21 protein-coding genes and 3 tRNA genes are annotated in these 26,220 nt (G+C 36.7%); all 24 read right to left on the reverse strand.

All coding sequences use genetic code 11. The features are described 5' to 3' along the window. Window positions 1-34 precede the first annotated feature (34 nt). The 24 genes from KDN24_RS26135 to KDN24_RS26255 all read right to left on the reverse strand — a co-directional run bounded on the left by KDN24_RS26135 (window position 35) and on the right by KDN24_RS26255 (window position 26,003). Window positions 35-1,264, reverse strand: a complete 1,230-nt coding sequence (locus tag KDN24_RS26135; protein WP_491348238.1) for a S1C family serine protease — start codon at window positions 1,262-1,264, stop codon at window positions 35-37. Window positions 1,265-1,566: 302 nt separating this feature from the next. Beyond that, window positions 1,567-2,361: an MBL fold metallo-hydrolase gene (locus KDN24_RS26140; protein WP_409971093.1), complete on the reverse strand. Its 795-nt coding sequence runs from the start codon at window positions 2,359-2,361 to the stop codon at window positions 1,567-1,569. 6 nt (window positions 2,362-2,367) lie between these two features. After that, a complete protein-coding gene (locus tag KDN24_RS26145; RefSeq protein ID WP_491348239.1) occupies window positions 2,368-3,171 on the reverse strand; it encodes a two-component system regulatory protein YycI in 804 nt (267 codons plus the stop codon). Next, window positions 3,152-4,495, reverse strand: a complete 1,344-nt coding sequence (locus KDN24_RS26150) for a YycH family regulatory protein (RefSeq protein WP_491348240.1) — start codon at window positions 4,493-4,495, stop codon at window positions 3,152-3,154. Before KDN24_RS26150 ends, KDN24_RS26145 begins: the two co-directional genes overlap by 20 nt. Continuing rightward, a complete protein-coding gene (gene walK, locus KDN24_RS26155) occupies window positions 4,492-6,324 on the reverse strand; it encodes a cell wall metabolism sensor histidine kinase WalK (protein WP_409971096.1) in 1,833 nt (610 codons plus the stop codon). Before walK ends, KDN24_RS26150 begins: the two co-directional genes overlap by 4 nt. Before the next feature lie 9 nt (window positions 6,325-6,333). Beyond that, window positions 6,334-7,044: a cell wall metabolism response regulator VicR gene (gene vicR, locus KDN24_RS26160; RefSeq protein WP_491348241.1), complete on the reverse strand. Its 711-nt coding sequence runs from the start codon at window positions 7,042-7,044 to the stop codon at window positions 6,334-6,336. Window positions 7,045-7,407: 363 nt separating this feature from the next. Further along, window positions 7,408-8,883 carry a peptidoglycan DD-metalloendopeptidase family protein gene (locus KDN24_RS26165; RefSeq protein WP_409971098.1) on the reverse strand — a complete coding sequence of 492 codons (1,476 nt, stop codon included), beginning with the start codon at window positions 8,881-8,883 and terminating at the stop codon, window positions 7,408-7,410. Window positions 8,884-9,305: 422 nt separating this feature from the next. Further along, window positions 9,306-9,378, reverse strand: a tRNA-Phe gene (locus tag KDN24_RS26170). A 237-nt stretch (window positions 9,379-9,615) separates the two neighbouring features. Beyond that, window positions 9,616-9,687: transfer RNA gene (locus KDN24_RS26175), tRNA-Glu, on the reverse strand. Between the two features lie 8 nt (window positions 9,688-9,695). Further along, window positions 9,696-9,771 (reverse strand) — tRNA-Lys (locus KDN24_RS26180). Window positions 9,772-10,371: 600 nt separating this feature from the next. Beyond that, a complete protein-coding gene (locus KDN24_RS26185) occupies window positions 10,372-11,664 on the reverse strand; it encodes an adenylosuccinate synthase (protein ID WP_409971099.1) in 1,293 nt (430 codons plus the stop codon). Window positions 11,665-11,851: 187 nt separating this feature from the next. Then, window positions 11,852-13,216: a replicative DNA helicase gene (gene dnaB, locus KDN24_RS26190; RefSeq protein WP_409971100.1), complete on the reverse strand. Its 1,365-nt coding sequence runs from the start codon at window positions 13,214-13,216 to the stop codon at window positions 11,852-11,854. Between the two features lie 136 nt (window positions 13,217-13,352). Then, window positions 13,353-13,802 (reverse strand): 50S ribosomal protein L9, encoded by a 450-nt coding sequence (gene rplI / locus KDN24_RS26195; protein WP_409971101.1) that lies wholly within the window; start codon window positions 13,800-13,802, stop codon window positions 13,353-13,355. After that, window positions 13,799-15,772, reverse strand: coding sequence for a DHH family phosphoesterase (locus KDN24_RS26200; protein ID WP_409971102.1), 1,974 nt, complete (start codon window positions 15,770-15,772; stop codon window positions 13,799-13,801). The genes rplI and KDN24_RS26200 overlap by 4 nt, the downstream gene beginning before the upstream one ends. 39 nt (window positions 15,773-15,811) lie before the next feature. Then, window positions 15,812-16,750, reverse strand: coding sequence for a YybS family protein (locus tag KDN24_RS26205; protein WP_409971103.1), 939 nt, complete (start codon window positions 16,748-16,750; stop codon window positions 15,812-15,814). Between the two features lie 183 nt (window positions 16,751-16,933). Further along, window positions 16,934-18,889, reverse strand: coding sequence for a methyl-accepting chemotaxis protein (locus tag KDN24_RS26395; protein ID WP_525931264.1), 1,956 nt, complete (start codon window positions 18,887-18,889; stop codon window positions 16,934-16,936). A 203-nt stretch (window positions 18,890-19,092) separates the two neighbouring features. Then, window positions 19,093-20,181: a GerAB/ArcD/ProY family transporter gene (locus KDN24_RS26220; RefSeq protein WP_409971104.1), complete on the reverse strand. Its 1,089-nt coding sequence runs from the start codon at window positions 20,179-20,181 to the stop codon at window positions 19,093-19,095. A gap of 5 nt (window positions 20,182-20,186) precedes the next feature. Beyond that, a complete protein-coding gene (locus tag KDN24_RS26225) occupies window positions 20,187-21,365 on the reverse strand; it encodes a Ger(x)C family spore germination protein (protein ID WP_409971105.1) in 1,179 nt (392 codons plus the stop codon). Next, window positions 21,362-22,945 (reverse strand): spore germination protein, encoded by a 1,584-nt coding sequence (locus KDN24_RS26230; RefSeq protein ID WP_409971106.1) that lies wholly within the window; start codon window positions 22,943-22,945, stop codon window positions 21,362-21,364. The genes KDN24_RS26225 and KDN24_RS26230 overlap by 4 nt, the downstream gene beginning before the upstream one ends. A 226-nt stretch (window positions 22,946-23,171) precedes the next feature. After that, complete coding sequence (gene rpsR / locus KDN24_RS26235; RefSeq protein WP_409971107.1) at window positions 23,172-23,408, reverse strand: 30S ribosomal protein S18; 237 nt, start codon at window positions 23,406-23,408, stop codon at window positions 23,172-23,174. Window positions 23,409-23,467: 59 nt separating this feature from the next. After that, window positions 23,468-23,971, reverse strand: coding sequence for a single-stranded DNA-binding protein (locus KDN24_RS26240; protein WP_409971108.1), 504 nt, complete (start codon window positions 23,969-23,971; stop codon window positions 23,468-23,470). A 68-nt stretch (window positions 23,972-24,039) separates the two neighbouring features. Further along, window positions 24,040-24,327, reverse strand: a complete 288-nt coding sequence (gene rpsF / locus KDN24_RS26245) for a 30S ribosomal protein S6 (RefSeq protein ID WP_409971109.1) — start codon at window positions 24,325-24,327, stop codon at window positions 24,040-24,042. 211 nt (window positions 24,328-24,538) lie between these two features. Continuing rightward, window positions 24,539-25,639, reverse strand: a complete 1,101-nt coding sequence (ychF, locus tag KDN24_RS26250) for a redox-regulated ATPase YchF (RefSeq protein WP_409971110.1) — start codon at window positions 25,637-25,639, stop codon at window positions 24,539-24,541. Window positions 25,640-25,805: 166 nt separating this feature from the next. Then, on the reverse strand, window positions 25,806-26,003 hold the full coding sequence (locus KDN24_RS26255; protein WP_409971111.1) for a DUF951 domain-containing protein: 198 nt from the start codon (window positions 26,001-26,003) through the stop codon (window positions 25,806-25,808). Window positions 26,004-26,220 lie beyond the last annotated feature (217 nt).

Raw genomic sequence — 26,220 nt, forward strand, 5'->3', positions numbered from 1 at the left:
AAGCCCTATTTCGCTTTCCTACTTTTTGATTTTATTAAAATGTTTCACCTGTTAGCTTTAAAGAAGCCTCTTGTAGTTTCCCATTGCGGTAGTATTTCACGTTCATTTCTTCGCCGATTTTCTTTTTATTGTAAAGATGTTTTCTCAAATCGACTATATCACGAATCTTTTCTCCGTCCATTTCAACGATTACATCAAGCTCTTTCATTCCAGCTTGTGCAGCTGGTGAATTCGGTCTTACTTGCCTTAATGCTACCCCATAGTTTATGTCTGAAGGAAGCTTTAATGTTTCTTGCTGATGATATTTTGACACTTCATTCACGGATACTAAATCAATGCCCATATAAGGTCTTTTGACATTGCCATATTTTTCGAGATCATCAATAATCGGCTGGGCAGAATTAATCGGGATGGCTAATCCAATCCCTTCTACTGCACTTTGTGCAATTTTCATGGAGTTAATTCCAATAACCTGGCCTTTAATATTGATTAACGCGCCTCCACTGTTTCCAGGGTTAATGGCCGCATCTGTTTGTAAAACCTCTGCATTCCAATCAACAATTCCATCATTATTAATGTCGACAGGAATTGTACGCTCTAATCCAGAAATAATTCCTTGTGTCACAGAGCCTGAAAAAGTAGGGCCAAGTGGATTTCCGATAGCAATGACTGGTTCACCAGGCTTTAAGGCATCAGAATTACCAAACTCAGCTACCTTTTTAACATCTTTTGCATCAATTTCAAGTACAGCAAGATCTGTCCAGATGTCACTGCCTCTTAATTCGGCTGGGATTTTTGTTCCATCTGCCAATGTCACTTCTAGCTTACTAAAATTCTCAATGACATGATGATTTGTAACAACATATGCTTTGTTTCCCGCTTTTTTATAAATAACACCTGACCCAGTACCAGCTGGTTCCTCAACACTATTTGCTTCTCCCCAAAAGCTGACAGACTGAATGTTTGAAACTCCAACAACCGCATCCGCGGCTTTATCAACCGCTTTTGTCACATCTGTTACGACATTTACAGATACATTTTGGGTTGGAATATTTGCGTTACCATTCGTGCTGGCACTCTCTTGAGGCTGCTCCTCTTGCTGGCCTGTAAAAGGTAATACATCTAAATTAGAAAGCTTAGGAACAGCAGCTATCACAAGAATTGCACCTAAAATCGCACCAACTAGGCTTGCTAAAAAATATCCACCTTTGTTCCCTTTTTGTCGCTGTGAACGATTTTGATAATCTTGATCATAGTAACCCATTCTGAACCAATCCTTTCCCTAATACTCACTCTTTCTCAGAATAAATACTGCACATGAGTCCTAAGATTTATTCTTCCTTGTTATACATAATTATACTCATGTATTTTCAATAATCTATTGAAAAGGTGTCAGAAATAGGAATCTTACGACTTTGTTCATAAGTTAGAACCATTTTTTTAATAAAAATAACTGTAATGCTTAATAAAAAAATGAGGCTGCCAAAGATAAACTTTGGAACAACCTCAACTGTCATTTAAGTCTTTATTATCATAATTATTTCTATACGGACAACTTATGTAATCTCAAACTGCTGTTAATGGGGTTGGGATTTTCGGATCGGTATCGTGGAGATCGAACTGTTCACCAACAATAATTCCTCTTGTTTCAAGCGTTTGGGTTACAGACATTCTTGCTAGTTCTTTAATATTATTGTCTAAGCTTAAATGAGCTAAGTAAATTCGCTTCGTTCGATCACCCGCTACTTCACTCATTGCGATGGCTGCATCCTCATTCGAAACATGGCCTACATCGCTTAAAATTCGTCTTTTAATGCTCCATGGATAACGACCCATCCGAAGCATTTGTACGTCATGATTACTTTCGAACACATAGGCGTCAGCATTCGAGATTAAACCCTTCATTCGATCACTTACATAGCCTGTATCGGTAATAACGACTAGCTTTTTATCCTGCTGATGGAAGCAATAGAACATCGGCTCAACCGCATCATGGGAAACACCAAATGATTCAATGTTTAATGAGCCGAATGTTTTGACGGTTTCCATATCAAATGTAAACTTCTGTTCTACAGGAACTTGTCCAATTAATCCGTCCATGGCCTGCCATGTTTTTGCATTTGCATAAACAGGCAATTTATATTTTCGTGCAAGCACACCTACACCTTTAATATGATCGGAATGCTCATGTGTAACGAGGATTCCAGACAAATTCCCCATGTCTCGGTCTATTTTTTGAAACAAAGCTTCCATTTGCTTCCCGCTCAAGCCTGCATCAATTAAAAAGGAATGATCCTCCGTTTCGACAAAGATGGCATTCCCTGTACTTCCGCTTGCGAGAACGCTAAATTGGAAAGACATATTTTCTCACTCCACTATATTTTTATCTTCGTTGTTTAATCGAATAATCTGCCCTTCGAAGGCATGAACATAAATATTTTCTTTGTCATTGATAACAAGACGCCACGCTGGTGTCAACACTTGTGATGTACTTGTATTAACTAAAGTAAAATAACCAAGCTCCACTTTTGTAATTTTACTCTTTGGCTTTAATGTACCATTCTCATACAATGTTTCGATTACTTTCATTGGCTGTATTATTTTATCTTCTTCGGAGAGCTTTTTAATATCTTCGAGAAATGTTTGTTGATACGTAACGATATTATTATCATCATTCAAATAAATCGTTAGTTTTCCACTAATATTTTTATAGAAAACCTTATCTCCATATTGTTGATAAAATGTAATTTCCTTGCCTTCGATATTCCAAAAGCGATATTTGTCTCCATTTATAACATTATTTCTGACAAAGGCATTAAGCTCATTCAGATCAAGTTTCTCGCTTAATGGAAACTGTTTATCTAAAGTTGATCTTAATACGGTTCCTTCACTAATCGTTATGTGCTGCCCTTTCAGCTTCGCTGCTTCTAATTCTTTCATTTCTTCTTCAAGAAAGCTTTTTGGTTTCGCGCTTAAGTACATATCTTTTTGATTATTTTTCGGAAGCTCAACGATTTCAATTTCATCTGCCTTCAACCGTTTTTCATAGGATGTTTCCGTACTATATTCATATTGACTTGAATCCTTCAGCTTAAAAAACTCATACATTAAATAAATATCAAGAACGAGGAACGTTAAGATAAAGATTGTCTTAATTCTGCTCCAATCCATACTCAAGTCCCCCTCCAATATCGTCGATAGAAATTTGATTCCATTGATTATTGTATTGATAATACCATGAAGGCTCTAAATAAACGCTCCTTGTTTGCGCATCCTTCTTCATGGAGTATCCAATCACAATATTTTGCAACTTCCCAATCTCAATCTCCTGCATTTGTTTTAATGCCTCGATAACATCCTCTCCAGAGCTAAGTACGGTTTCCATTGTTTCCGTATTTATATTTAATCCAAGCAAGAAATTACTGCGCAAATATTGCTTAATCTGGCTTTGACCCCATGTTTCGCTAATTTCCGAAATACCGCTGCCTTCACTGAAAATAGGATAGCCCTTATCATCATATAGTCGGAATAATACACTATGGTTGGATTCATTCATATCAGCGAATCGATAGCTGCCAGTCCACCCTCCATGTTCATTCACGAAATCTATACTTCTTTTCAACAGATTTTTTGACATGAAATGACTCTCATTCATTTCCGCTGGATTTATATACGAAAGAATATTTTTATCATTGTACACTCGCATTAAGCTTGAACCATTCGTATATTCCACTCCCGCCGAGAAGGTAGTCTTCTGTACAACGGTTGGATCTTTAAACAAAGCCTTTTTGAACTTTTCGAAATCTAAAGGTGTTGAATAATATTGATGGCGTAGCATCTTACTTTCGTCCTGCGGTAAAAAAAATGTCAGTTCATTATTTACCTTAAATGGAACATAATTAGCAAAGTTCGAATTGAATTCTGCATTCTTAAAGGTTCCATTCTGGAAATTATGCACAAATGATGCGGGAACACGACTCCTATATGCCACACGATTTTCCATGGAAATAAAGTACACGAAGCCAACTTCCTTCTGAATATTTTCCACATCGATGACAATGCGATCAAAATCAAAATTAGGCAGCTTTGAATCCTTTACATCAATTACTGTTTTATAGAGCTCAATAGGAATTGAATCGGGAAATAAAATGACGGCATTTCCTTCATTATGAATAAAATTTGAATAGTTTCTAATTTGGGTGGAGATATCTTCAAAATCCTTAAAATTCCATTTCCGTATCTCGCTCAATATTTTATCAATTTCGGTTGGATCAATCGCCCCTAAATGTTTATCATCTTTATAATGATAAAGAATTCGGTCTGGCTTTATGATTTGGTCCACTTCTTTTCTTGCACTTATCGCTACTTTTTCGATTGTATTTGGTTTTTCCATCAATTCATAGTTTGGCTGGTACGTCCAAATACTCCAAGTTAATAGAACACTGAAGCAGACTAATAGAACTAATATGATTGATTTAATATTTTCATATGTCATTCCCAATCATCCTCTTCAGTAGGAATATAAGGCAGACTGAAAGAAATGGTTGTTCCCTTGCCTTCAATGCTATTCGCCCATATTTTCCCGCCATGAGCATCGACCATTTCCTTTGCAATGGCAAGTCCAAGACCTGTTCCGCCAAGCTTTCTCGTTCTTGCTTTATCAACTCGATAAAAACGATCAAATATTCTATGAACATTTTCCTTCGGGATTCCCATTCCTTCATCAGACACACTAACAATGACAAAGTCCGCCTTTTCTTCAACACGGAATGTTATTTTTCCACCTTCAGGAGAGTATTTAAGCGCATTCGAAATAATATTATCGAGAACCTGAGTTAATTTATCACCATCAATTTCGACAAATGCAGAATTAGTTGACAGTTTTCGTTCAAAGGTTACATTTTGGTGCTTCGTAAACTCAAACCGATCAATGATGCGGTTATAAAAAGGAATAATATCAATCCATTCTTTCTTAAACTGATAGTCTTTACTGTCCATTTTTGATAATTTCAATAAATCGTTTACAAGGCGAATCATGCGCTCTGTTTCAGTCTGTGTTACTTCTAAGAAGTTTGGAGCGATTTCTTCATCCTTCCATGCCCCATCTGCTAATGCTTCTAAATAGCTTCTCATTGTTGTTAATGGCGTGCGCAGCTCATGAGACACATTCGCAACAAATTCTCGACGTTCCATATCAATTTTTTCTTGTTCGGTAATATCATGCAAAACAGCAATAAGACCATTCACAAAGCCTGTTTCTTTTTGAATAACAGAAAAATTAGCGCGTAAAATTAATGTCTTATTTTGCTCGCTATAATCTAAAATAAGTGAGTCACCCTCAGACAATAATTCTTCGAATGTATACTCTTCTTCCAGTTCAAGAAGACTTACAAGTGGCAAGGAAAGGACTGTTTCACGTGAAACATTTAGCATTTCTGCTGCTGGTTCATTAATTAGAATGACTCTGCCTTTTCGATCAGTCGCGATAACACCGTCTGTCATATGGGATAGAACAGAAGAAAGCTTCCGCCGCTCTCCTTCGGTCGTCGCCTGAGCCTCTTGGAGCTTCTTCGTTAAATTATTAAAAGTCATCGCCAACTGGCCAATTTCATCATTCCCGTACACTTTAACCTTTCGCGAGAAATTTCCTTTCGCCATCGCTAAAGCTTGCTTTCTCATATCAGACATCGGGCGTGTGATCGTTTGTGCAAGCAGGACACCTAAAGCAGCTGTAACGGCAAGGGCAATCGCTGTCCCAGAAATGAAGATTTGGTTAATTTGATCCATTTGTTCATAGACGTTCTCAATTTTTGCAACTAAATAAATGGCCCCGATTACTTCCCCTTTATGTTTTATAGGGGTGACTAATACCCATATCCGATTACCTGTATGTGAATCAATTAAATCCTCGCTCGTCTGTTGAGAGGTCGCAATTGTCATTACAGTTAATGTTTCTGTCGTTCTTTTGCCAACAACCCCTTGACTATCTGGGTCAGACGTTCCAAGAATTTTTAACGTATCTCCTTCAATCACTCTTACTTCTGTAATATCAGGCGAATAATAGTCACGCAATAATTTATATACGTCTTCATCTAATGTAGGACCCTCTTCATCTGGCAACCGCTCTTTCACCATCTGTTCTTCAAGATAGTAAGCAAGTAAATTAACCCGGTCTTGGATCGTCGTTTTAAAATTGTCCTTCAAAGTAAATTCCAATTGTCTCACAAAATAAACGCCAATAATTTGCATGGCAACTAAAATAAGCAAGACATAAATAATGACAAATTTTAGATGAATGGACCGAAAAAAGCCAACTTTATTCATTAATGATCGTTACTCCTGTTCAGGATTTCGCAAGTAGTACCCAACACCTCTTCGTGTCACGATCCATGTTGGATGACTTGGGTTGTCTTCGATTTTTTCTCGCAGTCGTCGAACTGTAACATCAACCGTACGAACATCCCCATAATAATCATAACCCCATACTGTTTGCAATAAATGCTCTCTCGTCATAACTTGTCCAATATGTTTAGCTAAATAGTGGAGAAGTTCAAACTCGCGGTGAGTCAGCTCAATCATTTCTCCTCGTTTTGAGACGACATACGCATCAGGATGAATAATTAATGAACCAACTGTAATTTCATTTGTTTCTTCCTCTTCAGCTACATTGGCAGCAACTTGCTGGTGACGCCGTAAATTCGCCTTAACACGTGCAATTAGTTCTCGTGTGCTAAACGGCTTTGTCACATAATCATCAGCACCGAGCTCAAGACCAATAACTTTATCAATTTCCGAGTCTTTTGCTGTCAGCATAATGATCGGCATATCATATTTTTTTCTCACTTCTCGACAAACTTCTATTCCATCTCGTTGTGGGAGCATTATATCAAGAAGGATAAGATCTGGTTTTATCTCTTCGACCTTTTCCAATGCATCATTGCCATCATAGGAACAAAATACTTCAAATCCCTCTTTTTTTAAGTTAAATTGTAAAATATCTGCAATTGGCTTCTCATCATCTACAACTAAAATTTTTCTCTCCATTTTGTTCTCCTTTTTTCATAGGTTTTCTATCGGGAGTAGTAAAATTATGTTCATTTTCTATTAAATTTAATTTAACTTTAACATTTTATTAATGTGAATTCATCTATATAATGCTAAAGTAACTGAATTGGCATTATTTTACACTCTTTTCTTTATTGCTAAAAGTCGCTATCGAAGAATAAAAGTCTCCAGCAAAAAGCTAGAGACTTTTATTTTGATAGTTATGTTAAATATTATTGATTTACACTGCAATCAACAAAGTTGAAAAATCATAGTGAAATTTTAACATAGTCATTTTTAATAAAGCGGTTCATTAGTATTCATTTATGTAAGCTCATACTTGTTACTATGGGGGTTACGATTTTAACGAATGTATTTTAACGGGTTTTCAATATTTCCGTTTTTATGAATTTCAAAATGTAAGTGGACACCTGTTGAATCGCCAGTAGAACCCATCACACCAATTTTTGTACCTTTTGAAACAACTTGTCCAACACTTACTTCAATGGAAGCAAGATGTCCATAAACCGTTTGGAAACCATTTTGATGGTTAATCACAATTTTATTTCCAAAGCCGCCGTCATAGCCTGCTGATACGACAACTCCATTATCAGCTGCTTTAATCGTTCTATTGCTCGGTCTTGCGATATCGATTCCTTTATGCATTCTTCCCCAACGGTAACCAACATGGCTCGATACATAACCACCTACTGTTGGCCATGCAAAATTGCCATCGCCACGGGAAGGAATAACTTTCGTACCTTTAATAACAATATGTTTAACAGGCTCTTGGATAACTTCTTCTTTCGTTAAATCCTTTGCAATTACTTTTCCATTTTGTTCAGAAATACGATACGTTGCTGCACGTATTCCATCTTTTCCTTCTTGTTTTACTTTCGTATCACCTTTAGGCATAGAAGAATCTTCTTCTACTTCATTTTCAAATGGAATAGCTTCCTTTGTAAAATATTCCTTATCAATAATTACTTGAACAAATGGTTTTAAAATAGTTACATTTAATTCTTGATCAATTTGCAAAACGGAATCTTCTGTTAAACCAGGATTTATTGATAGCAACTCATTTAACTTCAGATTATGGGCATGAGCAATTCCCCCTAGCACATCTCCATTTTTTACTTTATATTTAACTTCCTCTAGTGAGCCTTTTTCAAGAAGCTTAACGACATCTTCAACTGGCATGATTTGATCTGGTAAAACTTTTTCTTTCGAAACCGAAACTTCTTTAGATAGTCGAACGTCTAATATGCGAGATTCATTTTCCTTAAGTTGCGGCAAAGCTGCATTGTCGGCAGTTTGCTGTGTTTCAAGTACGTTTAATTCTTCTTCAGAAACGTATTTTAATTTAATTTGCTTTAATACTTCTTTCGCTTTTTCTTCATTTTCAACAAATGCTACTGGTTTACCGTCAATTACAAGGACTGACGCGTCAGCTTGTACATTTATTTCTTTACTAATTTCCTGTCCTACTTCTGAGTTTTTCGTCACCGATTTTGAACGAAAGACTTGCTCAGGCACATAAGTAATCTCAGAATCTAGTGATAAATGAAGATTCTTATAAATAGCCTGAGATTCTTTTAATTTTTGGTTCACAATATTTTCAATTACATGTTTATCAGAAACGGTTCCAATATATTGATGATCTAAATAAACATAATAAACGGTCGTTAATTTCTCAGTGCTTGCAGATGTTGATGTACTCCCAGCGAAAGTAATCGCTGCTACTGCAACTGCTGTCATAGCCGTTTTCTTCATGATCGATTTTATATTATATGTATGTTTTTTACTTTTTTTTAATAAAGTATTTATCGACTCTTGCACGGTTACATCCTCCTAGACTACGGTAAAAGAAACTTTCATATAGTGCTATGTAACTATTTTTATCATTTTCACACCCCTATACTTTAACATAAAACCCTCTTACTTAGTTTAGTAGTATTCATAATGTAACAGAAATGTATAATAATTGACATTTTATTACCATTTAAAGAATAAAGTATAAATGGTTATTTTGGAATTTGTCGGATTCTGACATACATAAAAAAGCCAGTATATCTTACGATTACTGGATAAATTACCTATTTATTAAGAAGTAGATGCGGATTAATACGTTGCAAAGAAATACGAATAGGAGAATATGATTAATTTCATATATTACATTTATATTACAAAAAAAGCGTGATAAATATCACGCTTTTTTTGTAATAAATAGATTTACATCTAGATATTTCCTTTTTTTTAGATGGCTCAGGACGGAATCGAACCGCCGACACAAGGATTTTCAGTCCTTTGCTCTACCGACTGAGCTACTGAGCCATTATAGTATTTTTCCCTAAAGATTGATTGCAGCGAAAAGGACGCTTCTGAAATATGTATTTGATGTTAGGCAAGGTAGAAGCCGTCCTTGCCAGCTCTTTCCTCATCTGTCATGTCCAGCTGCGGTGCCTAGCCCCTAGAGGTCATAAGCCAATCCCTGACAGAAGGAAAAGACACCTTCTGTTAGGGCTCGACTTATGCTTGTTGGGGCTGGACAAGGCACCTTCGCTTTTCAGATGACCCGTACGGGATTCGAACCCGTGTTACCGCCGTGAAAGGGCGGTGTCTTAACCGCTTGACCAACGGGCCTAAAAAAATGGTGAGCCATGCAGGATTCGAACCTGCGACCCTCTGATTAAAAGTCAGATGCTCTACCGACTGAGCTAATGGCTCATATAAAATATTGTCACCAAGCTTTAATCGCGACAATAATTGTGATCTAAATCCCTTTAGGATTTGTTGCAGATTTTAAAAGCTTACCATTTTAGAAGATTTGCTTCGTTGCTGTAATCTTTTAATTTCCTCTATTTATACATTTGGACGACGTTTTTTATAATATCATAAAAAGAATTTATAATGCAATAGTTTTCTCAAAAAAAGAACCTTTTTTACATAGTCTTGTATTCTTTCTGCAGAATTGCTTGAAATTAGTTTGTTTCCTAACTAAAATATCTTTTTGCAATCGTTTTTTTAGATTTTGGCAAAGATATGAGTAACTTTGTAATTATATCGTTGGTTTTCCTATTTTATCAGCCGCTTCTCTACTTTTATTGGCGATTTCCCCGGTTTATCGGTTACTTCTGCGTTTTTATCGGCCGCTTTCCCTCTTTTATCGGTCAATCGCCCTTTTTTATCAAACTTATTAAATTTTCGCAGCTGCTAATCTTTTTATTACTCAAACCTCATCTATTCACAACAAATCTGAAAGTGCCCAACCCCCCACCTCCTATAAGCAGGAGTGCTAGGCACTTTCAGAGCTACTCGTTCCAAGAATCAGCTTTGCCTCCAAGGGCTTCGGACAATATTTGTTTGTGTACGATCAGGGCCAACCGAGAAGGTGGATAATGGAACACCTACTAATTGGGAAACACGTTCAACGTAATGACGGGCATTCGCTGGAAGTTCATCTAATGATCGACAGCCGGTAATATCCTCTGTCCAGCCTTGGAGTTCTTCATAGATCGGCTCACATTCGGACAGCACTTTTAGGCTTGCTGGGTATTCTTCAATGACTTCCTCTTTGTAACGATAGGCGACACAAATTTTTAATTTTTGTATTCCTGTTAGGACGTCTATCGAATTCAATGATAGGTCTGTCAATCCACTTACTCTGCGAGCATGACGAACAACTACACTGTCAAACCAACCAACACGTCGGGCACGACCAGTTGTTGTTCCATATTCACGGCCAACTTCGCGAATTTGATTGCCAATTTCATCATGAAGCTCTGTAGGGAAAGGGCCGTCTCCTACCCGGGATGTGTAGGCTTTCGAAACACCAACGACATGGGTGATTTTTGTTGGGCCGACTCCTGACCCTATTGTAACGCCGCCTGCGACAGGATTTGAAGACGTAACAAATGGGTAGGTTCCTTGATCAATATCAAGCATAACCCCTTGTGCACCTTCGAATAACACTCGCTTTCCTTCATCAAGTGCCCCGTTCAGTGTAACGGATGTATCACATACGTATTGTCTTATTTTCTGCCCATATTCAAAATATTCATTAAGAATGTCTTCAACCGCAAATCCTTTTGTATCATAAATTCGTTCTAATAAGCGGTTTTTTTCTTCTAAATTTCGTGTAAGCTTTTCTGCAAATACTTCCCGCTCTAATAAATCGGCGATTCTTATGCCATTGCGTGCAGCCTTATCCATATAGGCTGGACCAATTCCTTTTTTTGTCGTGCCGATTTTATTCGCACCCTTGCTTTCTTCTTCAACCTCATCCAGTTTAATATGATAAGGCAAAATGACATGAGCTCGATTGCTTATCCGAAGATTATCTGTTGTAACCCCCTTTTCGTGAAGGTATGCAAGCTCTTGAATGAGTGCTTTCGGATCTACGACCATTCCGTTTCCAATGACACAAATTTTATTTTTATAAAAAATTCCTGAAGGGATTAGATGGAGCTTGTATGTCTCTCCATTAAACTTAATGGTATGACCTGCATTGTTCCCACCTTGATACCTTGCAACAACTTCAGCATTTTCAGAAAGAAAATCGGTAATTTTCCCTTTTCCTTCGTCCCCCCACTGTGTACCGACAACAACGACTGATGACATTTAAGCAAGCACCTCCAGAATTTTAAATCCATCTGATTTGCTAACAAACACCCTCATTTTAACAATAACAAAAGAATAAAGTCAATAAAACACGAATGTTTTATTAAACTTTATACTTCATTGTTCGTAAATATATGAAAATATGAAAATAGTAAAAGGACCAGCTTTTTAGCTGCTCCTTTTTCTTTTACGCACCAGGAGGCGCAAATGAATCATCATATCGTCTCTCTAAGTTTACGAATTTATTATATTCTTTAACAAAAGCTAGCTGAACAGTGCCAACAGGGCCGTTACGCTGCTTAGCAATTATAATTTCGATAATATTTTTATCCTCTGATTCTTTGTCATAATAGTCATCACGGTAAAGGAAGGCGACAATATCGGCATCTTGCTCAATACTTCCTGATTCACGAATATCTGACATCATTGGCCGTTTATCCTGCCGCTGTTCCACTCCACGGGAAAGCTGTGAAAGGGCAATAACTGGAACTTTTAATTCACGAGCTAGCGCCTTTAAAGAGCGCGAAATCTCAGAAACCTCCTGTTGACGGTTTTCTCCTGCTCGCCCACTTCCGACGATTAGCTGTAAATAATCGATTAATATCATTCCAAGCCCATGCTCTTGCTTTAAACGGCGGCATTTTGAGCGAATATCCGTAATCCGCACGCCTGGTGTATCATCAATAAAGATTCCCGCATTTGATAGACTTCCCATCGCCATCGTCAGTTTTCCCCAGTCATCATCTGTTAATGAACCAGTACGAAGTCTTTGCGCATCGATATTCCCTTCAGCACAGAGCATCCGCATGACAAGCTGCTCTGCCCCCATCTCAAGACTAAAGATGGCCACATTCTCTTCTGTTTTTGTTGCTACATTTTGAGCAATATTAAGGGCAAAGGCTGTTTTACCAACAGAGGGACGAGCACCAACAATAATTAAATCATTGCGTTGGAAGCCAGCAGTCATCTTATCAAGCTCTGTGAAACCAGTAGCAATTCCTGTGATATCCCCTTTACGGTTATGCATGATTTCGATATTATCGTAAGTGCGAACGAGAACATCTTTAATATTATGAAATGCACCTGCATTTTTACGCTGTGCTACCTCAAGAATACTTTTCTCAGCTTCTCCTAGAACATTTTCTACTTCATCCTCGCGTGTATAACCGTCTTGAGCAATGCTTGTAGCTGTTCGAATAAGTCTTCGGAGTAAGGATTTCTCTTCAACAATTCTTGTATAATATTCGATATTTGCAGCGGTTGGGACTGAGCCGGCAAGCTCACTTAAATAACTAACACCGCCAATATCTTCAATAAGCTTTGCCGCACTTAATTCTTCCGTAACCGTTACTAAATCGACGGCTTTTCCATGATCACTTAAAGTGAGCATACAATTGAAAATCTTTTGGTGGGCCGCTCGATAAAAATCTTCAGGGATTAATACTTCAGAAACTAAGGTGAGAGAAGAGGGTTCAAGAAAAATAGCACCAAGAACCGCCTGCTCCGCTTCAATATTTTGCGGTGGAAGACGATCTGCAAATAAATCACTCACCTCTAAAACCTCCTTCATGTAAAAGCGGAAATGCTTGGCTTCTATTCCTAGAAAAAAAGTGACCAGTGTATACCGATCACATTTTTTATGAACGAATCTATTTTATCATGTTTCTTCCAAAATTAAATTTCCAAATTTAGTTTGCTTCTTTCACATGGACATTTAATGTAGCCGTTACTTCTGTATGTAGCTTTACAGGTACTTTTGTATAACCTAATGAACGGATGGCATCAGACAATTCTATTTTACGCTTATCAATTTTAATATTATGAATTTTTTGAAGCTCGTCCGCAATTTGCTTGCTCGTAATCGAGCCGAATAAACGGCCGCCTTCACCAGCTTTTGTTGAAAATTCCACGGTGATTTTATCCATTTTTTCTTTCAACTTCTTTGCGTCCGCTAGTTCTTCTGCTGCAAGCTTTTCTTCCTTCTTCTTCTGTGCATTAAGCTGACTAATATTTCCTTGGCTTGCCTCAACAGCAAGTCCTTGTTTTATTAAAAAGTTTTGTGCATAACCATCGGCTACATTTTTGACTTCGCCTTTTTTACCTTTTCCTTTAACATCTTTTAAAAATATAACTTTCATTCCTTTATTCTCCCTTCCATATATTCATCAATTGCCATTTGTAATCGCTCTTCAACCTCATCGAGCGAAACATCCGCAAGCTGGGTAGCCGCATTTGTTAAGTGTCCGCCACCTTCAAGATTTTCCATGATGACTTGAACATTCACATCACCTAATGAACGAGCACTTACACCAACTAAATGCTCTGAACGGTGCGAAATAACGAAGGATGCAATCACTCCATCCATCGTTAGTAATGTATCAGCTGTTTGCGCAATGAGCACTTGATTATATTCATCGTCTGGATTCGCTTTTGAAATCGCAATTCCTTCACGATAAAAATACACATTTCCAATTAATTTTGCACGCTTCATGTACGTATTAATATCCTCTTTTAAAAACTTCTGAACGAGAACTGTATCCGCGCCTAAAGCTCTTAAATATGAGGCAGCATCAAATGTTCTTGAGCCCGTTCTTAATGAGAAGCTTTTTGTGTCTACAATGATTCCGGCTAACAGTGCAGTTGCCTCAAGCATTTCAATTTTCCCATGTTTAGGCTGATACTCAAGAAGCTCTGTGACAAGCTCTGCCGTTGAGGAGGCATAAGGCTCCATATAAACAAGCAACGGATTATAAATGAATTCCTCTGCACGACGATGGTGGTCTATCACAACGACATGGTCGATTTTATGCATTAATTTTTCATCAATAACCATTGAAGGCTTATGCGTATCAACAATAACTAATAATGTATCCTCTGTTGCCATTTCCAAAGCTTGAGCGGGGCTAATAAACTTAGAATACAAGCCTTCATTCTTCTTGATTTCATGCATGAGTCTTTGAATTCCTGTATCCACTTCTTGAGGATTGATGATAATATAGCCTTCACGCTGATTCATTTGGGCAATTTTTCGAATCCCAATCGCTGCACCAATGGCATCCATATCAGGGTTTTTATGCCCCATTATCATCACTTGATCACTTTCTGAGATGAGCTCTTTTAGAGCATGTGCAATAACACGAGCTCTAACTCTAGTTCTTTTCTCAACTGGATTCGTTTTTCCACCGAAAAATTTCACTTTTCCATTCGTCTGTTTAATCGCAACTTGATCTCCACCCCGACCAAGTGCTAAATCTAAGCTTGATTGAGCAAGCACCCCAAGCTCAGGTAATGAGGAAAGACCTGTCCCAACCCCAACACTTAAAGTGAGTGGCACATTTCGCTTCGCTGTAATCTCCCTCACTTCATCAAGGATCGCAAATTTTCCTTTTTCGAGTTGTTGAAGAATTTGCTCATTGAAAACAGCAATAAATCGTTCGGATGAGACTCTTTTTAAGAATATGCCATTATCTGTCGCCCATTTATTTAAAATAGAAGTGACGATATTATTTAAACTGCTTCTTGTTTGATCTTCCATTCCTTGTGTCAATTCATCGTAATTATCTAGATAGATAATCGAAATGACTGTTCTTTCTTCCTCATACATTTTTTCAATTTCGGCTTGCTCTGTCACATCGAAAAAGTAAAGCAGTCGTTCTTCATGCTTAATGACGACACGAAATTTCCGGTCATGAAGTGTAACTGTTTCTGTTTCGACTTCCCTTTTTATTAAAGGAATAAGTGTATCTCCAACATCATAAAGCGATCTTCCCACTAACGTATCTTCATCAAAGCATGAGGCTAAAAAGGAGTTTGTCCATTCGATATAATAATCATCATTAATGAGCATGATTCCAATCGGCATCCCCATTAAAGCTTCTTCACCGACTTTTTTCACGCGGTAAGATAAAGTGGATATATACTTTTCTGCTTCCATTTTCCGTAAATAATCCGTTTTTATGAGATGATAAAATGGAATCATGATAAGCAAAAATCCAACCGTGCTCATCACCCAGTTATAATACGCCAGTATTCCGAGAAGCACCACTGTTATGCCCATCAATCCTAAGACTGGATAGCGAAGCGAACGCTTTTCTAAATAAGATGGCATTTTCTCAGCTCCTTAACAGTAGTGTTTGTCATTAACTAATTAATGATTTTCTAGCCTTTTTTTTAATTCAAACCCTAAGTCAATTATACCTAATATCCTTACAATGGAAAGAAAAAGTGGCCATATAAATATTAGGATTGTTGCCAAAATCGGCACTGCTTTTGAAATCCCTTTCTTGTAACAAAGATAAAAAATAAAGGATAATCCTTGAACAACCATAAATAGTTGAATTAAAAATCCGATATTTACCAACGCCATAAACCAGTAGCTGCCTTCAGCTGGTTTAAAAATAAATGTCGCAAAAATCGTAAATAAATAATACCAAAGAATGCTTTTTGGAAGTGACAATTCCCTAAATGGCTGCCATGAAGCTATAGTAATTCCAAATCTTTTTACAATCGGAAAAGAGATGACCTCAATTAATAGTACAATCATTAAAGCAGTTGTTACGAATAAACTCGGAGTTAAAGTTTCCATTAACTGAAAGCTTTCTAACATTTGCTTTAATGGTGTTACATCAATATTTTGTCCTAATTCTTCAACCATAGTAATCGAACGATTGAACATTTCCTCTGTTGATGCCATTATTTCCTTAATAAAATTAATTTGAAAAAAGGCAATAGCTGCTACATACTGCATGATTATCGTTGCAAGAAAAACAAGAGTAGCCGCGATAAATGAAGAAAGTCTGCTTTGCTTTTCTTGAATAAAATAGCCGATGACAAGACCTGTTAATCCATAAGAAAGAGTAAGTGGAATTGCTAAAACGGCTCCAACAATGATTGAAATTAAACAAGCACCGATAAAAAAGACGAATGAATTCATTCTTGTATTCTTCGCACCGAATAGAATAAATGGTACGGCCAAAAATAAACTTGTGACAATTCCAAGTCCAGGAACAAAAACAGTCACTAAGATTAAAACAGCATATACGGCTAACAGGACAGCCCCTTCTGTTAACTTATGTACATTTTTCATTTTCACACCCCTTTAACTGGGTAATCCCATAAGGACTATTTTAGCTAGTATTAAAGCTAGGTTCAACAAGAAAAGCGTAAGCGCCTTGGTCAGCGACGTAGCTAGACAGTTCTCTAACCTCAAAAATTTTATGCTTTCTTATCCGATTAAAAAGGGGATACCGTCGTGATATCCCTTTTCTCGTTACGATAGCTTAAATTTATCAATTACTTCTTTAAGCTCATTACTTAATTCTGTTAATTGTTCTGCAGAGTGGGCAACCGTATGAAGAGCATTAACTTGCTCATCAGTAGAAGAACTGACCTCCTCACATGCTGCAGCTGCCTCTTCAGCCATCGAAGCCATACTATGTATGCCCTGAACGACTTCCTCTTTACTTTCTCCAATATAGTCAATCTCACGATGAATATGAAAGATTGATTGCTTCATCTGTTCAACAAGTTCAGAAATAGATCGGAAATTTGTTTCTGTTTCATTTACTACATCTGATTGTTGATCAAAATTTTCCTTCGTCTTGTTCATTGACTCTACTGCTAATAACGCACCATTTTGTATTTCATTAATCGTTGCTTTTACTTCTTCTGTTGCCATAACAGATTGCTCAGCTAGCTTTCTCACTTCTTCAGCAACGACTGCAAAACCTTTACCATGCTCACCAGCACGAGCCGCCTCAATACTTGCATTTAACGCTAATAAATTTGTTTGCGAGCTAATTTGGGTAATGGTTGTCATTACGTTTTCTATTTTACTAATTTTGTTCTCTAGGTCATAAATAACTTCTTCCATCGTTCGAAGAAAGGTAACCGAATTCGCAAAAGAATCTTTTAAATGATTCATTTGTTTAATCCCAGAGTGATTCTTATCATTAGCTGTTTCTGCTAATGATGATAACTCAGCAGCCTTACGGCTAACATCATTAATTTGACTGCTTAAACGAGTAGATAATTGATTCGCTGTCTCAGCTTCTGCTGCAGATTGGGATGCTCCTTTGGCAATTTCATTTATGGCAGCTGCCATTTCCTCACTTGTTGCACTAGTCTCTTCAGATACAGCACTCAAACTTTCTGCTGATATTTTTACATTCTCAACAGAAGCATTCATAACTGATAAGATCGATTTCATATGGTCAACCATATCATTAAAATGTCTACCTAAATCACCAATCTCATCTTTAGAGTCTATTATTACCTTCTCTCTTAAATCTCCTGTCGCTACTTCATTCACAGCATGTTTCAAACGTGCAATTGGCTTTATCATCTTAGAAGTAACAACATACACGATCGTGACAGCAATAATGAGGGATACGAAAGAAATAATGATAATTTTTACTCCTGCTTCATTTGCACTCTTTAATAAATCTTTATAGGAGTAAGTAGAACCAATCTTCCATGACGTACTTGGAACCGTATTATAAACGAGTAGTTTATCTTCTCCATCCTCTTTATATTCAGTGACTCCTGTCCCTTTTTCATTGTCATACATCGCTTTAATATATGGGAGGTTTAACAAGTTTTCACTGCTCATTGTAGGATGAACGATGGCTGTCCCATCTTTTGATAATACGTATGAGAATCCGTTATAGCCAATATCAACATCATTAATCATTTCAGTAATATCAGTTAGCTTAATATCTAAGCCGATGACACCGATGATAGCAGTGCCTTCTTTAATTGCATAAGAAACGGTTACAACATATTTCTTCGTTGCTTCATCAATATATGGTTCACTCCAAATAACTTCATTTGGATTTTCAACTGCATGTTTATACCATTCTCTTGAAGTCGGATCAAAACCAGCAGGTAAATCAACCTCTGGTATAATTAAAAGGTTTTTTGGACTTGCTGCGTAAATAGATGTTACATCATCATATGTATTCAAGTAATTATTAAAGTCTATTGCTAATTCATTGTTTTCTTTCCCATCTTCATCATTTGAACTAGTATCTGCATGTATATATTTTGATACTATTTTTGATTCAGCCATATACTTCGTACTCAAAGTATATTTATCAATGAATAATTGAAGAGATTTATCCATTTCTGACACAATAGTTTTTGTTTGACTGATAACACTCTCTTTAATTTGGCTTCTAATCTGTAAGCTAACAAAGACTGCTACGACTAACAATGTCATCGTCATTAACGATACAAATAATAAGATTAATTTACTTTTAATTGATTTAACTATAATCCTTTCCCCTCTATTTTTCAGCGAATAATTAGTATTTTCTCACTATGATAACATCAAGCAGAGAAGTTTCCTATTAAAAAAACAACTTTGAATTTTCATAATATATACATATAATAAGATAAATCCTATTTCTGTTAAAAATAGGATTTATCTTAGTTGCTCCTTCGTTTTCTAATGCTCCCAACGAGCCATAATAATATAGGAATTCCAATAAGATTGACTGGTATTATATATGGGTTCCAAATTTTGTTCGTATATTTCACACCAAATAATGTATCAACTGGATAAATGAGTGATACTACATATGTAAATATAACGACAAACAAAATGGTTTTTCGCCAATCCTTAATGTTCAACCATTTAGCTGTTCCATAGCAGGCTAGAAAAAAGTATACCGATAATTTAATAAAGACACTTAATATCCATATAACAACAGCAAGTATTTCAAGGTTTTGAATAAAATTCATGACAGAAATATAACTAATCGTGTCAAAGGCAGGATATCTTAGTTTTGCCGCAACTGAAGGACCAAAAACAGTAATGACAATAAAAACTGCGAAGCTTATCATTATAGAGGAAATGGCGACTCCCCATACCGCACTTTTCGGCCCTTTTTCAGGTTGTTCCATGAATGAAATAAGCATTAACATAATAACGGATTCTCCTATAAAGGAATAAGGCATTACAGTACCTTTTACAATTGGAAAAAAACCTGAATCATAAAAAATCGGCAATATTTTTTGGATATCCATGTTTGGAATGGAAAGGAGCGTTAATAAAAGAAGCATCATAAAAACAATTGGCCCAAAAACTTCGGCACATCTTCCAATTCCTTCAATACCTCCAACATAGAGTACATAAATGATCAAAAGAATCATGGACAAATTTAATACCCACATTGGGGTTGTATAAAGCAAAATGGTAATGGTGAAATCTGAGAATTCGCTTAAAATTACACCAACAGCTGAATACCATTGGAATAAATAGAACAAAACAACGAGATTCCCAAGCCACTTGCCTAAAATCGTTTTGCTAAATTCAATTAATGTTTGTCTTGGATACAAAAGACCAACCCTAGAAGAAACAAAAACAAGCATGACTCCTAATGCACTTGCAATTAAATAGGAAATCCAAGCATCTTGCTTAGCAATTTTGATCGTGTCACTTACAGTAAGGAGAAGAGTATTACCTGCTTCTAATGTAAAGATGAGCCAAAAAATTTGTATTCCAGAGATTTTCATTTTATTTATCTCTCACTTTCCTTAAAAAGCAAGGAAGGCCCTGAAAGTCCAACCCGTTTAATTGTCAAGTCTACTTTCACAGACACATCTACTTCCGCAAATTTTTCATCCCAATCTTTTTTTATTTTTTTCCATTGCTGTGGATATTTTCGATGAACCGCTTCTCCAAAACCAAAAATATCTGCACCATATTTCGTTTTTACTTTAGCAATTGTTTTTTTTACTTCCTCTCTTACATATTGTTCCATATCCTTCTCCATATATTTCACATTTTTCAACTTTAGTAAATCTAATTTTGTATTATTTTCAATCAAGGCTCCATTTCCAGTTAACTTTACTGTGATTTTTAATTGATTTTTATTATTTATTTCTGGAATAATTTTACTATTCATCTTTTCTAATTTTAAACTAGCATTGCCTTCTTTCAGTGAAATGGAAACAATATGATTCTTTAAACTCCCTTTAATCCAATAGACTATTCTACTTTCTTTTAAATTTAAAAAACCAATCAGCTTTAATTTTTTATCAAACATAGCTAATCCAGCTATTTTAATTGAAGCATTAGCTGGACTATCTTGTTTTCCATCTAGAAATTTACCCGTTTCTACCGCTGGTAATACAGGACGAATCCCATCACTATTTGCATCGATAAGAAAACTTAAAAATGTATCATCTCCATTTTTACTTATTTGTTCATATTCTCTTAATGCGGTTAAAGAGGGAACTTTTTCTAATGGATATGTAAGATTAAGTACTTCATTAGCCGTACCTTGCTTCACGACGAAAGCACCTGTCCGTATATTAACCTCTGAAGAACGGATAATAGGCTCAAAATATTTTTTAATCCCCCCCTTTGCAAATTCTTCTCCAAAAAAAGTAACCCGCCTTTGTCCCATAAAGGATTGCCTCGAGAGCTTTGCCTGTAAATTTTGTAACGAATCTTCTACATTCTTCCCACTTGCAGATACGATAAAATAAGGATTCCCGGCACTTCCCCCACCTTGAGGCTGCATATTAGAAGGAATAACAATTTGGCCACTCGCGAGAAGTCTATCTTTCTTCTCTATATCCCATCCTGTCGCTGCCCAAATAGCCCGATCATTTAATTCTTTGCGGTCCCAACAACCTGAAAGAAAAATAAGAGAGAGAATAAATATTGCGATAAGAGTGCCCACTTTATTCATGGCTTTTTCTCCCCTCTACTTGGACCAGGCTTTTGTTTTTGGGGGATGCGTTTTTTATCTTCCCCTGCAAAGAAAACTGGCCGTAAATTAAAATTCCACCTTGGAGCTCGAATGAATACATCTTTCAAGTTTTTTGGTATTTGTGGTGCAACAGGACTAAAAAATGGAACACCAAATGAACGAAGATTAACTAGATGAATCGTTAGTCCAATAAATCCAATAACGATTCCGTATAGACCAAATATCCCTGCTAATCCTAAGAAAACAAACCGAATCATTCGAAAAGCAGTTCCAAGATTATACCGTGGAACGGCAAACGATGCGATACCTGTAGTAGCCACAACAATAACCATTGGGGTAGAAACAATGCCTGCTTGCACAGCTGCTTGACCAATGACGAGGGCTCCGACAATACTTACAGCAGGGCCGATTGGCTTTGGCAATCTGAGACCTGCTTCCCGAAGGCTTTCAAACATAAATTCCATAATGGTTGCCTCAACAATAGCTGGAAACGGGACATTTTCTCGCGCTGCAGCGATGCTAATTAAAAGTGGAGATGGAATAAGCTTCGGATGATAAGTTGTTAATGCTACATATAAAGATGGTAGAAATAAAGAAACACCAAATAAGATATAGCGAATCCAGCGAATAAACGTTGTATAAATAAACCGTTCGTAGTAATCTTCAGCTGCTTGCAGCCCACTCCAAAAAGTAAAAGGAACAATAAGGGTAAAGGGCGTATTATCCACCATAATCGCAACTTTTCCCTCTAAAAGGCTGGATGACACAATATCAGGCCTTTCCGTGTTTTGAATTTGCGGAACTGGGGAGAACGGAACGTCTTCAATAAATTCTTCAATAAAAAGAGAGCCAAGTACCGCATCAATTTGGATCCGCCCGATTCTAGTTCGGACTTCTTCTAATAGTGATTGAGGGGCAATTCCCTCTACGTATGCGATTAAAACATCTGTTTGTGTCAGTTCTCCAACTGTAAATGCTTCAAATTTCAATCTTGTACTTCTGATTCTTCTTCGCAAAAGAGTCGTATTCGTCCGCAAGTTTTCTGTAAATCCATCTCTAGGGCCTCTTATTGTAGTTTCTATCTGTGGTTCTTCAATAGCCCGCTTTTCAAAATCCTTCAAGTCCACAAGTAAAGCCTTTTCTTCCCCCTCAACAAGTATTCCAATATTCGCTTTTAAAATGCCATTTACTAGATCACTCATTTTCGTAACCGTTTTAATGGGAGTATCTGCGATTACTTTCTCTTTAATAATCTGGCCAATTGCTTGAGTCTTCCCCCTCTCTTGAGCAATTCCTTCAAACATCATCGGCTTCAATAGTGCTTCATCAAGAGTCTTAGTATCACATAACCCATCGAAATATATTAATAATATATTAGCTTCTCCATTTACAAAAATAGGACGAAAGACGATATCTGAGCAGTTTTTGAAGCTGTCTCTTAATACTTGCTCATTTAATAAAATTCTCGAACTCAATTTATCTTCCTGATTCGTTGAAGTTAACGAGTCTTTTAGCTGCTGATCTTTCTTTTTTTTTCGTTTTTGTAACCGAAACATCATAGAGTACCCCCTTGATCGTATGTGTATATTTTTCCAATCAAATGGAGTTGTATACGTATTATCGTTTCTGGCATGTTAATTTAATTTTGTTGCGGAGAATTTATAAAGGAATAAAACAATGCGGGGTGATCGAGGAATTATTAAGATGTAGGTTCTACTAACAGAGGAAAAACAAAAAAAATAGCACAGCAAGTTAAAATTTTAACTTGCTGTGCTAGAAAAATAATTATTCACCTGCAACGAATGGTAGTAAAGCCATTGTACGAGCACGCTTAATCGCAATCGTTAATTTACGTTGGTATTTAGCGTTTGTACCTGTTACACGACGTGGTAAAATTTTACCGCGCTCAGAGATGAATTTTTTTAGAAGATCCACATCTTTATAGTCGATGTGTGTAATTCCGTTTGCTGTGAAAAAGCAAACTTTACGACGCTTAGCACGTCCACCTCTACGTCCTCCCATAGCCATGGTTATTTCCCTCCTCTATTTTTTTATAATTGATCGCTCAATAATCGTTCATATTAAAATGGTAGATCATCATCTGAAATATCAATTTGACCGCCATCATTTGCGAATGGATCATTGTCTACACGAGTGTAGCCTTGATTATTTCGATTGTTTTGTTGATTCTGATTGTTGTTATTTCCGAATGGGAAATCCTGTTCTCTTGGTGCACCGTAATTTGCATTTTCGCCTTTGGAGCTATTCCGTGGCTCAAGAAATTGAACACTTTCGGCCAAAATCTCTGTTACATATACGCGCTTTCCATCCTGACCATCATAGCTGCGAGTTTGAACTCTTCCATCAACACCAGCAAGACTGCCTTTTTTCAAGAAATTCGCCACATTTTCAGCAGCTTTCCTCCAAACAACACAGTTGATAAAGTCAGCTTCCCGTTCACCTTGTTGATTCGTAAACGTACGATTGACAGCAAGAGTGAATGAAGCAACCGCTACTCCATTTGGTGTATATCGCAATTCAGGATCCTTTGTCAAACGTCCGACAAGAACAACGCGGTTCATCATCAGAATCAACTCCTTCCCTTGACTATTAATGTTTCACGTGAAACATCATAATCAAAAGTTTTTATCTATTACTTTTCATCTTTAATAACGATATGACGGATAATATCTTCACTGATTTTTGCTAAACGAGAAAACTCATCAACAGCAACAGCTTCAGCAGAAACATTAATTAATTGATAGTAACCATCACGGAAATCATTGATTTCGTAAGCTAGGCGACGTTTACCCCAATCTTTTGTCTCATTCAATTCCGCACCATTATCAGTTAAGATTGTGTTAAAACGCTCAATTAGAGCCTTTTTAGCCTCATCTTCAATATTTGGGCGGATGATGTACATAATTTCGTACTTTCTCATCACATTCACCTCCTTTTGGTCTAAGCGGCCCTTTATAAGGGCAAGGAGCAATTGTACATTACTCACAAGAAGAAAGTATAACATATTCTAGCTGTTATTGCAATGCCATGGATTGGCAGTCTTAGAAAAAATCCTTTAGTAACTTAATATACTTACACTTTCCTATGAGCCAAAAAAGCTCTACAGATTTTCCTCTGCAGAGCTAATCAAATTAAACGTTAAAACGGAAGTGAATGACATCCCCGTCCTGAACAATATATTCTTTTCCTTCTAAACGGACCTTCCCTGCTTCACGAGCTGCAACCATATTGCCAGCTGTTAATAAATCATCATATGATACTGTTTCAGCACGGATAAAGCCTCTTTCGAAATCAGAGTGAATGATGCCTGCACACTGTGGTGCTTTCATCCCTTTTTTAAATGTCCAAGCACGAACTTCCTGTACACCAGCAGTAAAATAAGTTGCTAAACCTAACAGCTGATAAGCAGAACGAATTAACTGATCAAGACCAGATTCTTCAATTCCAAGCTCTTCTAGGAACATCGCTTTTTCTTCACCATCCAGCTCAGCAATTTCAGACTCAATCTTAGCACAAATAACGATTACTTCTGCATTGTCTTGGGCTGCAAATTCTTTCACTTTTTGAACATATTCATTTTCATCAGGATTTGCAACTTCATCCTCACTAACATTTGCAACATAAAGAACAGGTTTTATTGTTAACAGGTGAAGCCCTTTGGCAATTTTCATTTGTTCTTCCGTAAATTCAACTGTCCGTGCAGGCTTCTCTTCCTCAAATGCTTCTTTTAATTTTTCAAGAATCTCAATTTCGATTAATGCTTCTTTATCTTTTTGCTTTGCCATTTTTCCAACTCTGCCAATTCGTTTCTCAACAGATTCAAGGTCAGCTAAGATTAATTCTAAATTAATCGTTTCTATATCGGAAATGGGATCTACCTTCCCGGCAACATGTGTAATATTTTCATCAGCAAAACAGCGAACAACTTGACAAATTGCGTCCACTTCACGAATATGAGATAAAAATTTATTTCCTAGTCCTTCACCTTTACTTGCACCTTTAACAATTCCAGCAATATCTGTAAATTCAAATGCTGTTGGAACAGTCTTCTTCGGTTGAACAAGCTCCGTTAACTTTGTCAATCGATGGTCAGGCACTTCTACAATCCCGACATTCGGATCGATCGTACAGAACGGATAGTTTGCAGACTCCGCTCCAGCCTGTGTAATTGCATTAAATAATGTAGATTTCCCAACGTTTGGCAAACCTACAATCCCAGCTGTTAATGCCATTTATTGCCACTCCTCTATTTATATAAGCTCTTTATTTTTATAACCTCATGAATTGCTAAAGAATATATACTTTTTCATGTCACTTCAATAAAAGAAGTCCCTCACAATTATAGTGATTTAGCCTTCAAATGACAAGAGCACCCCTTTTGAAGGAATGCTATCATCTTTATTCTTCATTTTTCACAAGAATTTTTTTCATTTTTCTCGTGAATTCTCTTCTCGGTATTAAGACACTATGGGCGCAGCCTTCACATTTAATTCGGATATCTGCACCCATACGGATAATTTTCCACCGATTTGTCCCACATGGATGAGCTTTTTTCATTTCGACAATATCATTTAACTCAAACTGCTTCTGCTCCACTCTTATCCCTCCACATCAATTCCAATTTCTTCATTATTCTATTAAGCCCATTTTATCTATCAATCACAAGAAAATCTAGATTTAGAAGACTACTTTTTTTTACTTTGGCCCTGTTATACAAAGCATTAAAAAAGTTTAATTGTATTTGCATACGAAAGTAAAGATGAGATTTTTAGTAATTGACTGCTAATCATATGACATAAAAAATAAATATTTC

The sequence above is a fragment of the Cytobacillus sp. Bva_UNVM-123 genome (assembly GCF_046351715.2).
GTDB lineage: Bacteria > Bacillota > Bacilli > Bacillales > Cytobacillaceae > Cytobacillus.

Excerpts from the sequence above, each read along its gene's own strand:
- KDN24_RS26185 (WP_409971099.1), bottom strand. The coding sequence starts at position 11,664 with ATGTCATCAGTCGTTGTTGTCGGTACACAGTGGGGGGACGAAGGAAAA.
- KDN24_RS26205 (WP_409971103.1), bottom strand. The coding sequence starts at position 16,750 with ATGAAAAATGTACATAAGTTAACAGAAGGGGCTGTCCTGTTAGCCGTA.
- KDN24_RS26240 (WP_409971108.1), bottom strand. The coding sequence starts at position 23,971 with ATGATGAACCGCGTTGTTCTTGTCGGACGTTTGACAAAGGATCCTGAA.
- vicR (WP_491348241.1), bottom strand. The coding sequence starts at position 7,044 with ATGGAGAGAAAAATTTTAGTTGTAGATGATGAGAAGCCAATTGCAGAT.
- KDN24_RS26225 (WP_409971105.1), bottom strand. The coding sequence starts at position 21,365 with ATGAATAAAGTGGGCACTCTTATCGCAATATTTATTCTCTCTCTTATT.
- KDN24_RS26135 (WP_491348238.1), bottom strand. The coding sequence starts at position 1,264 with ATGGGTTACTATGATCAAGATTATCAAAATCGTTCACAGCGACAAAAA.
- KDN24_RS26200 (WP_409971102.1), bottom strand. The coding sequence starts at position 15,772 with ATGCCATCTTATTTAGAAAAGCGTTCGCTTCGCTATCCAGTCTTAGGA.
- walK (WP_409971096.1), bottom strand. The coding sequence starts at position 6,324 with ATGAATAAAGTTGGCTTTTTTCGGTCCATTCATCTAAAATTTGTCATT.
- rpsF (WP_409971109.1), bottom strand. The coding sequence starts at position 24,327 with ATGAGAAAGTACGAAATTATGTACATCATCCGCCCAAATATTGAAGAT.
- KDN24_RS26220 (WP_409971104.1), bottom strand. The coding sequence starts at position 20,181 with ATGAAAATCTCTGGAATACAAATTTTTTGGCTCATCTTTACATTAGAA.
- KDN24_RS26145 (WP_491348239.1), bottom strand. The coding sequence starts at position 3,171 with ATGGATTGGAGCAGAATTAAGACAATCTTTATCTTAACGTTCCTCGTT.
- rplI (WP_409971101.1), bottom strand. The coding sequence starts at position 13,802 with ATGAAAGTTATATTTTTAAAAGATGTTAAAGGAAAAGGTAAAAAAGGC.
- ychF (WP_409971110.1), bottom strand. The coding sequence starts at position 25,639 with ATGGCATTAACAGCTGGGATTGTAGGTTTGCCAAACGTTGGGAAATCT.
- KDN24_RS26150 (WP_491348240.1), bottom strand. The coding sequence starts at position 4,495 with ATGACATATGAAAATATTAAATCAATCATATTAGTTCTATTAGTCTGC.
- rpsR (WP_409971107.1), bottom strand. The coding sequence starts at position 23,408 with ATGGGAGGACGTAGAGGTGGACGTGCTAAGCGTCGTAAAGTTTGCTTT.
- KDN24_RS26140 (WP_409971093.1), bottom strand. The coding sequence starts at position 2,361 with ATGTCTTTCCAATTTAGCGTTCTCGCAAGCGGAAGTACAGGGAATGCC.
- KDN24_RS26395 (WP_525931264.1), bottom strand. The coding sequence starts at position 18,889 with ATGACGATGACATTGTTAGTCGTAGCAGTCTTTGTTAGCTTACAGATT.
- KDN24_RS26230 (WP_409971106.1), bottom strand. The coding sequence starts at position 22,945 with ATGATGTTTCGGTTACAAAAACGAAAAAAAAAGAAAGATCAGCAGCTA.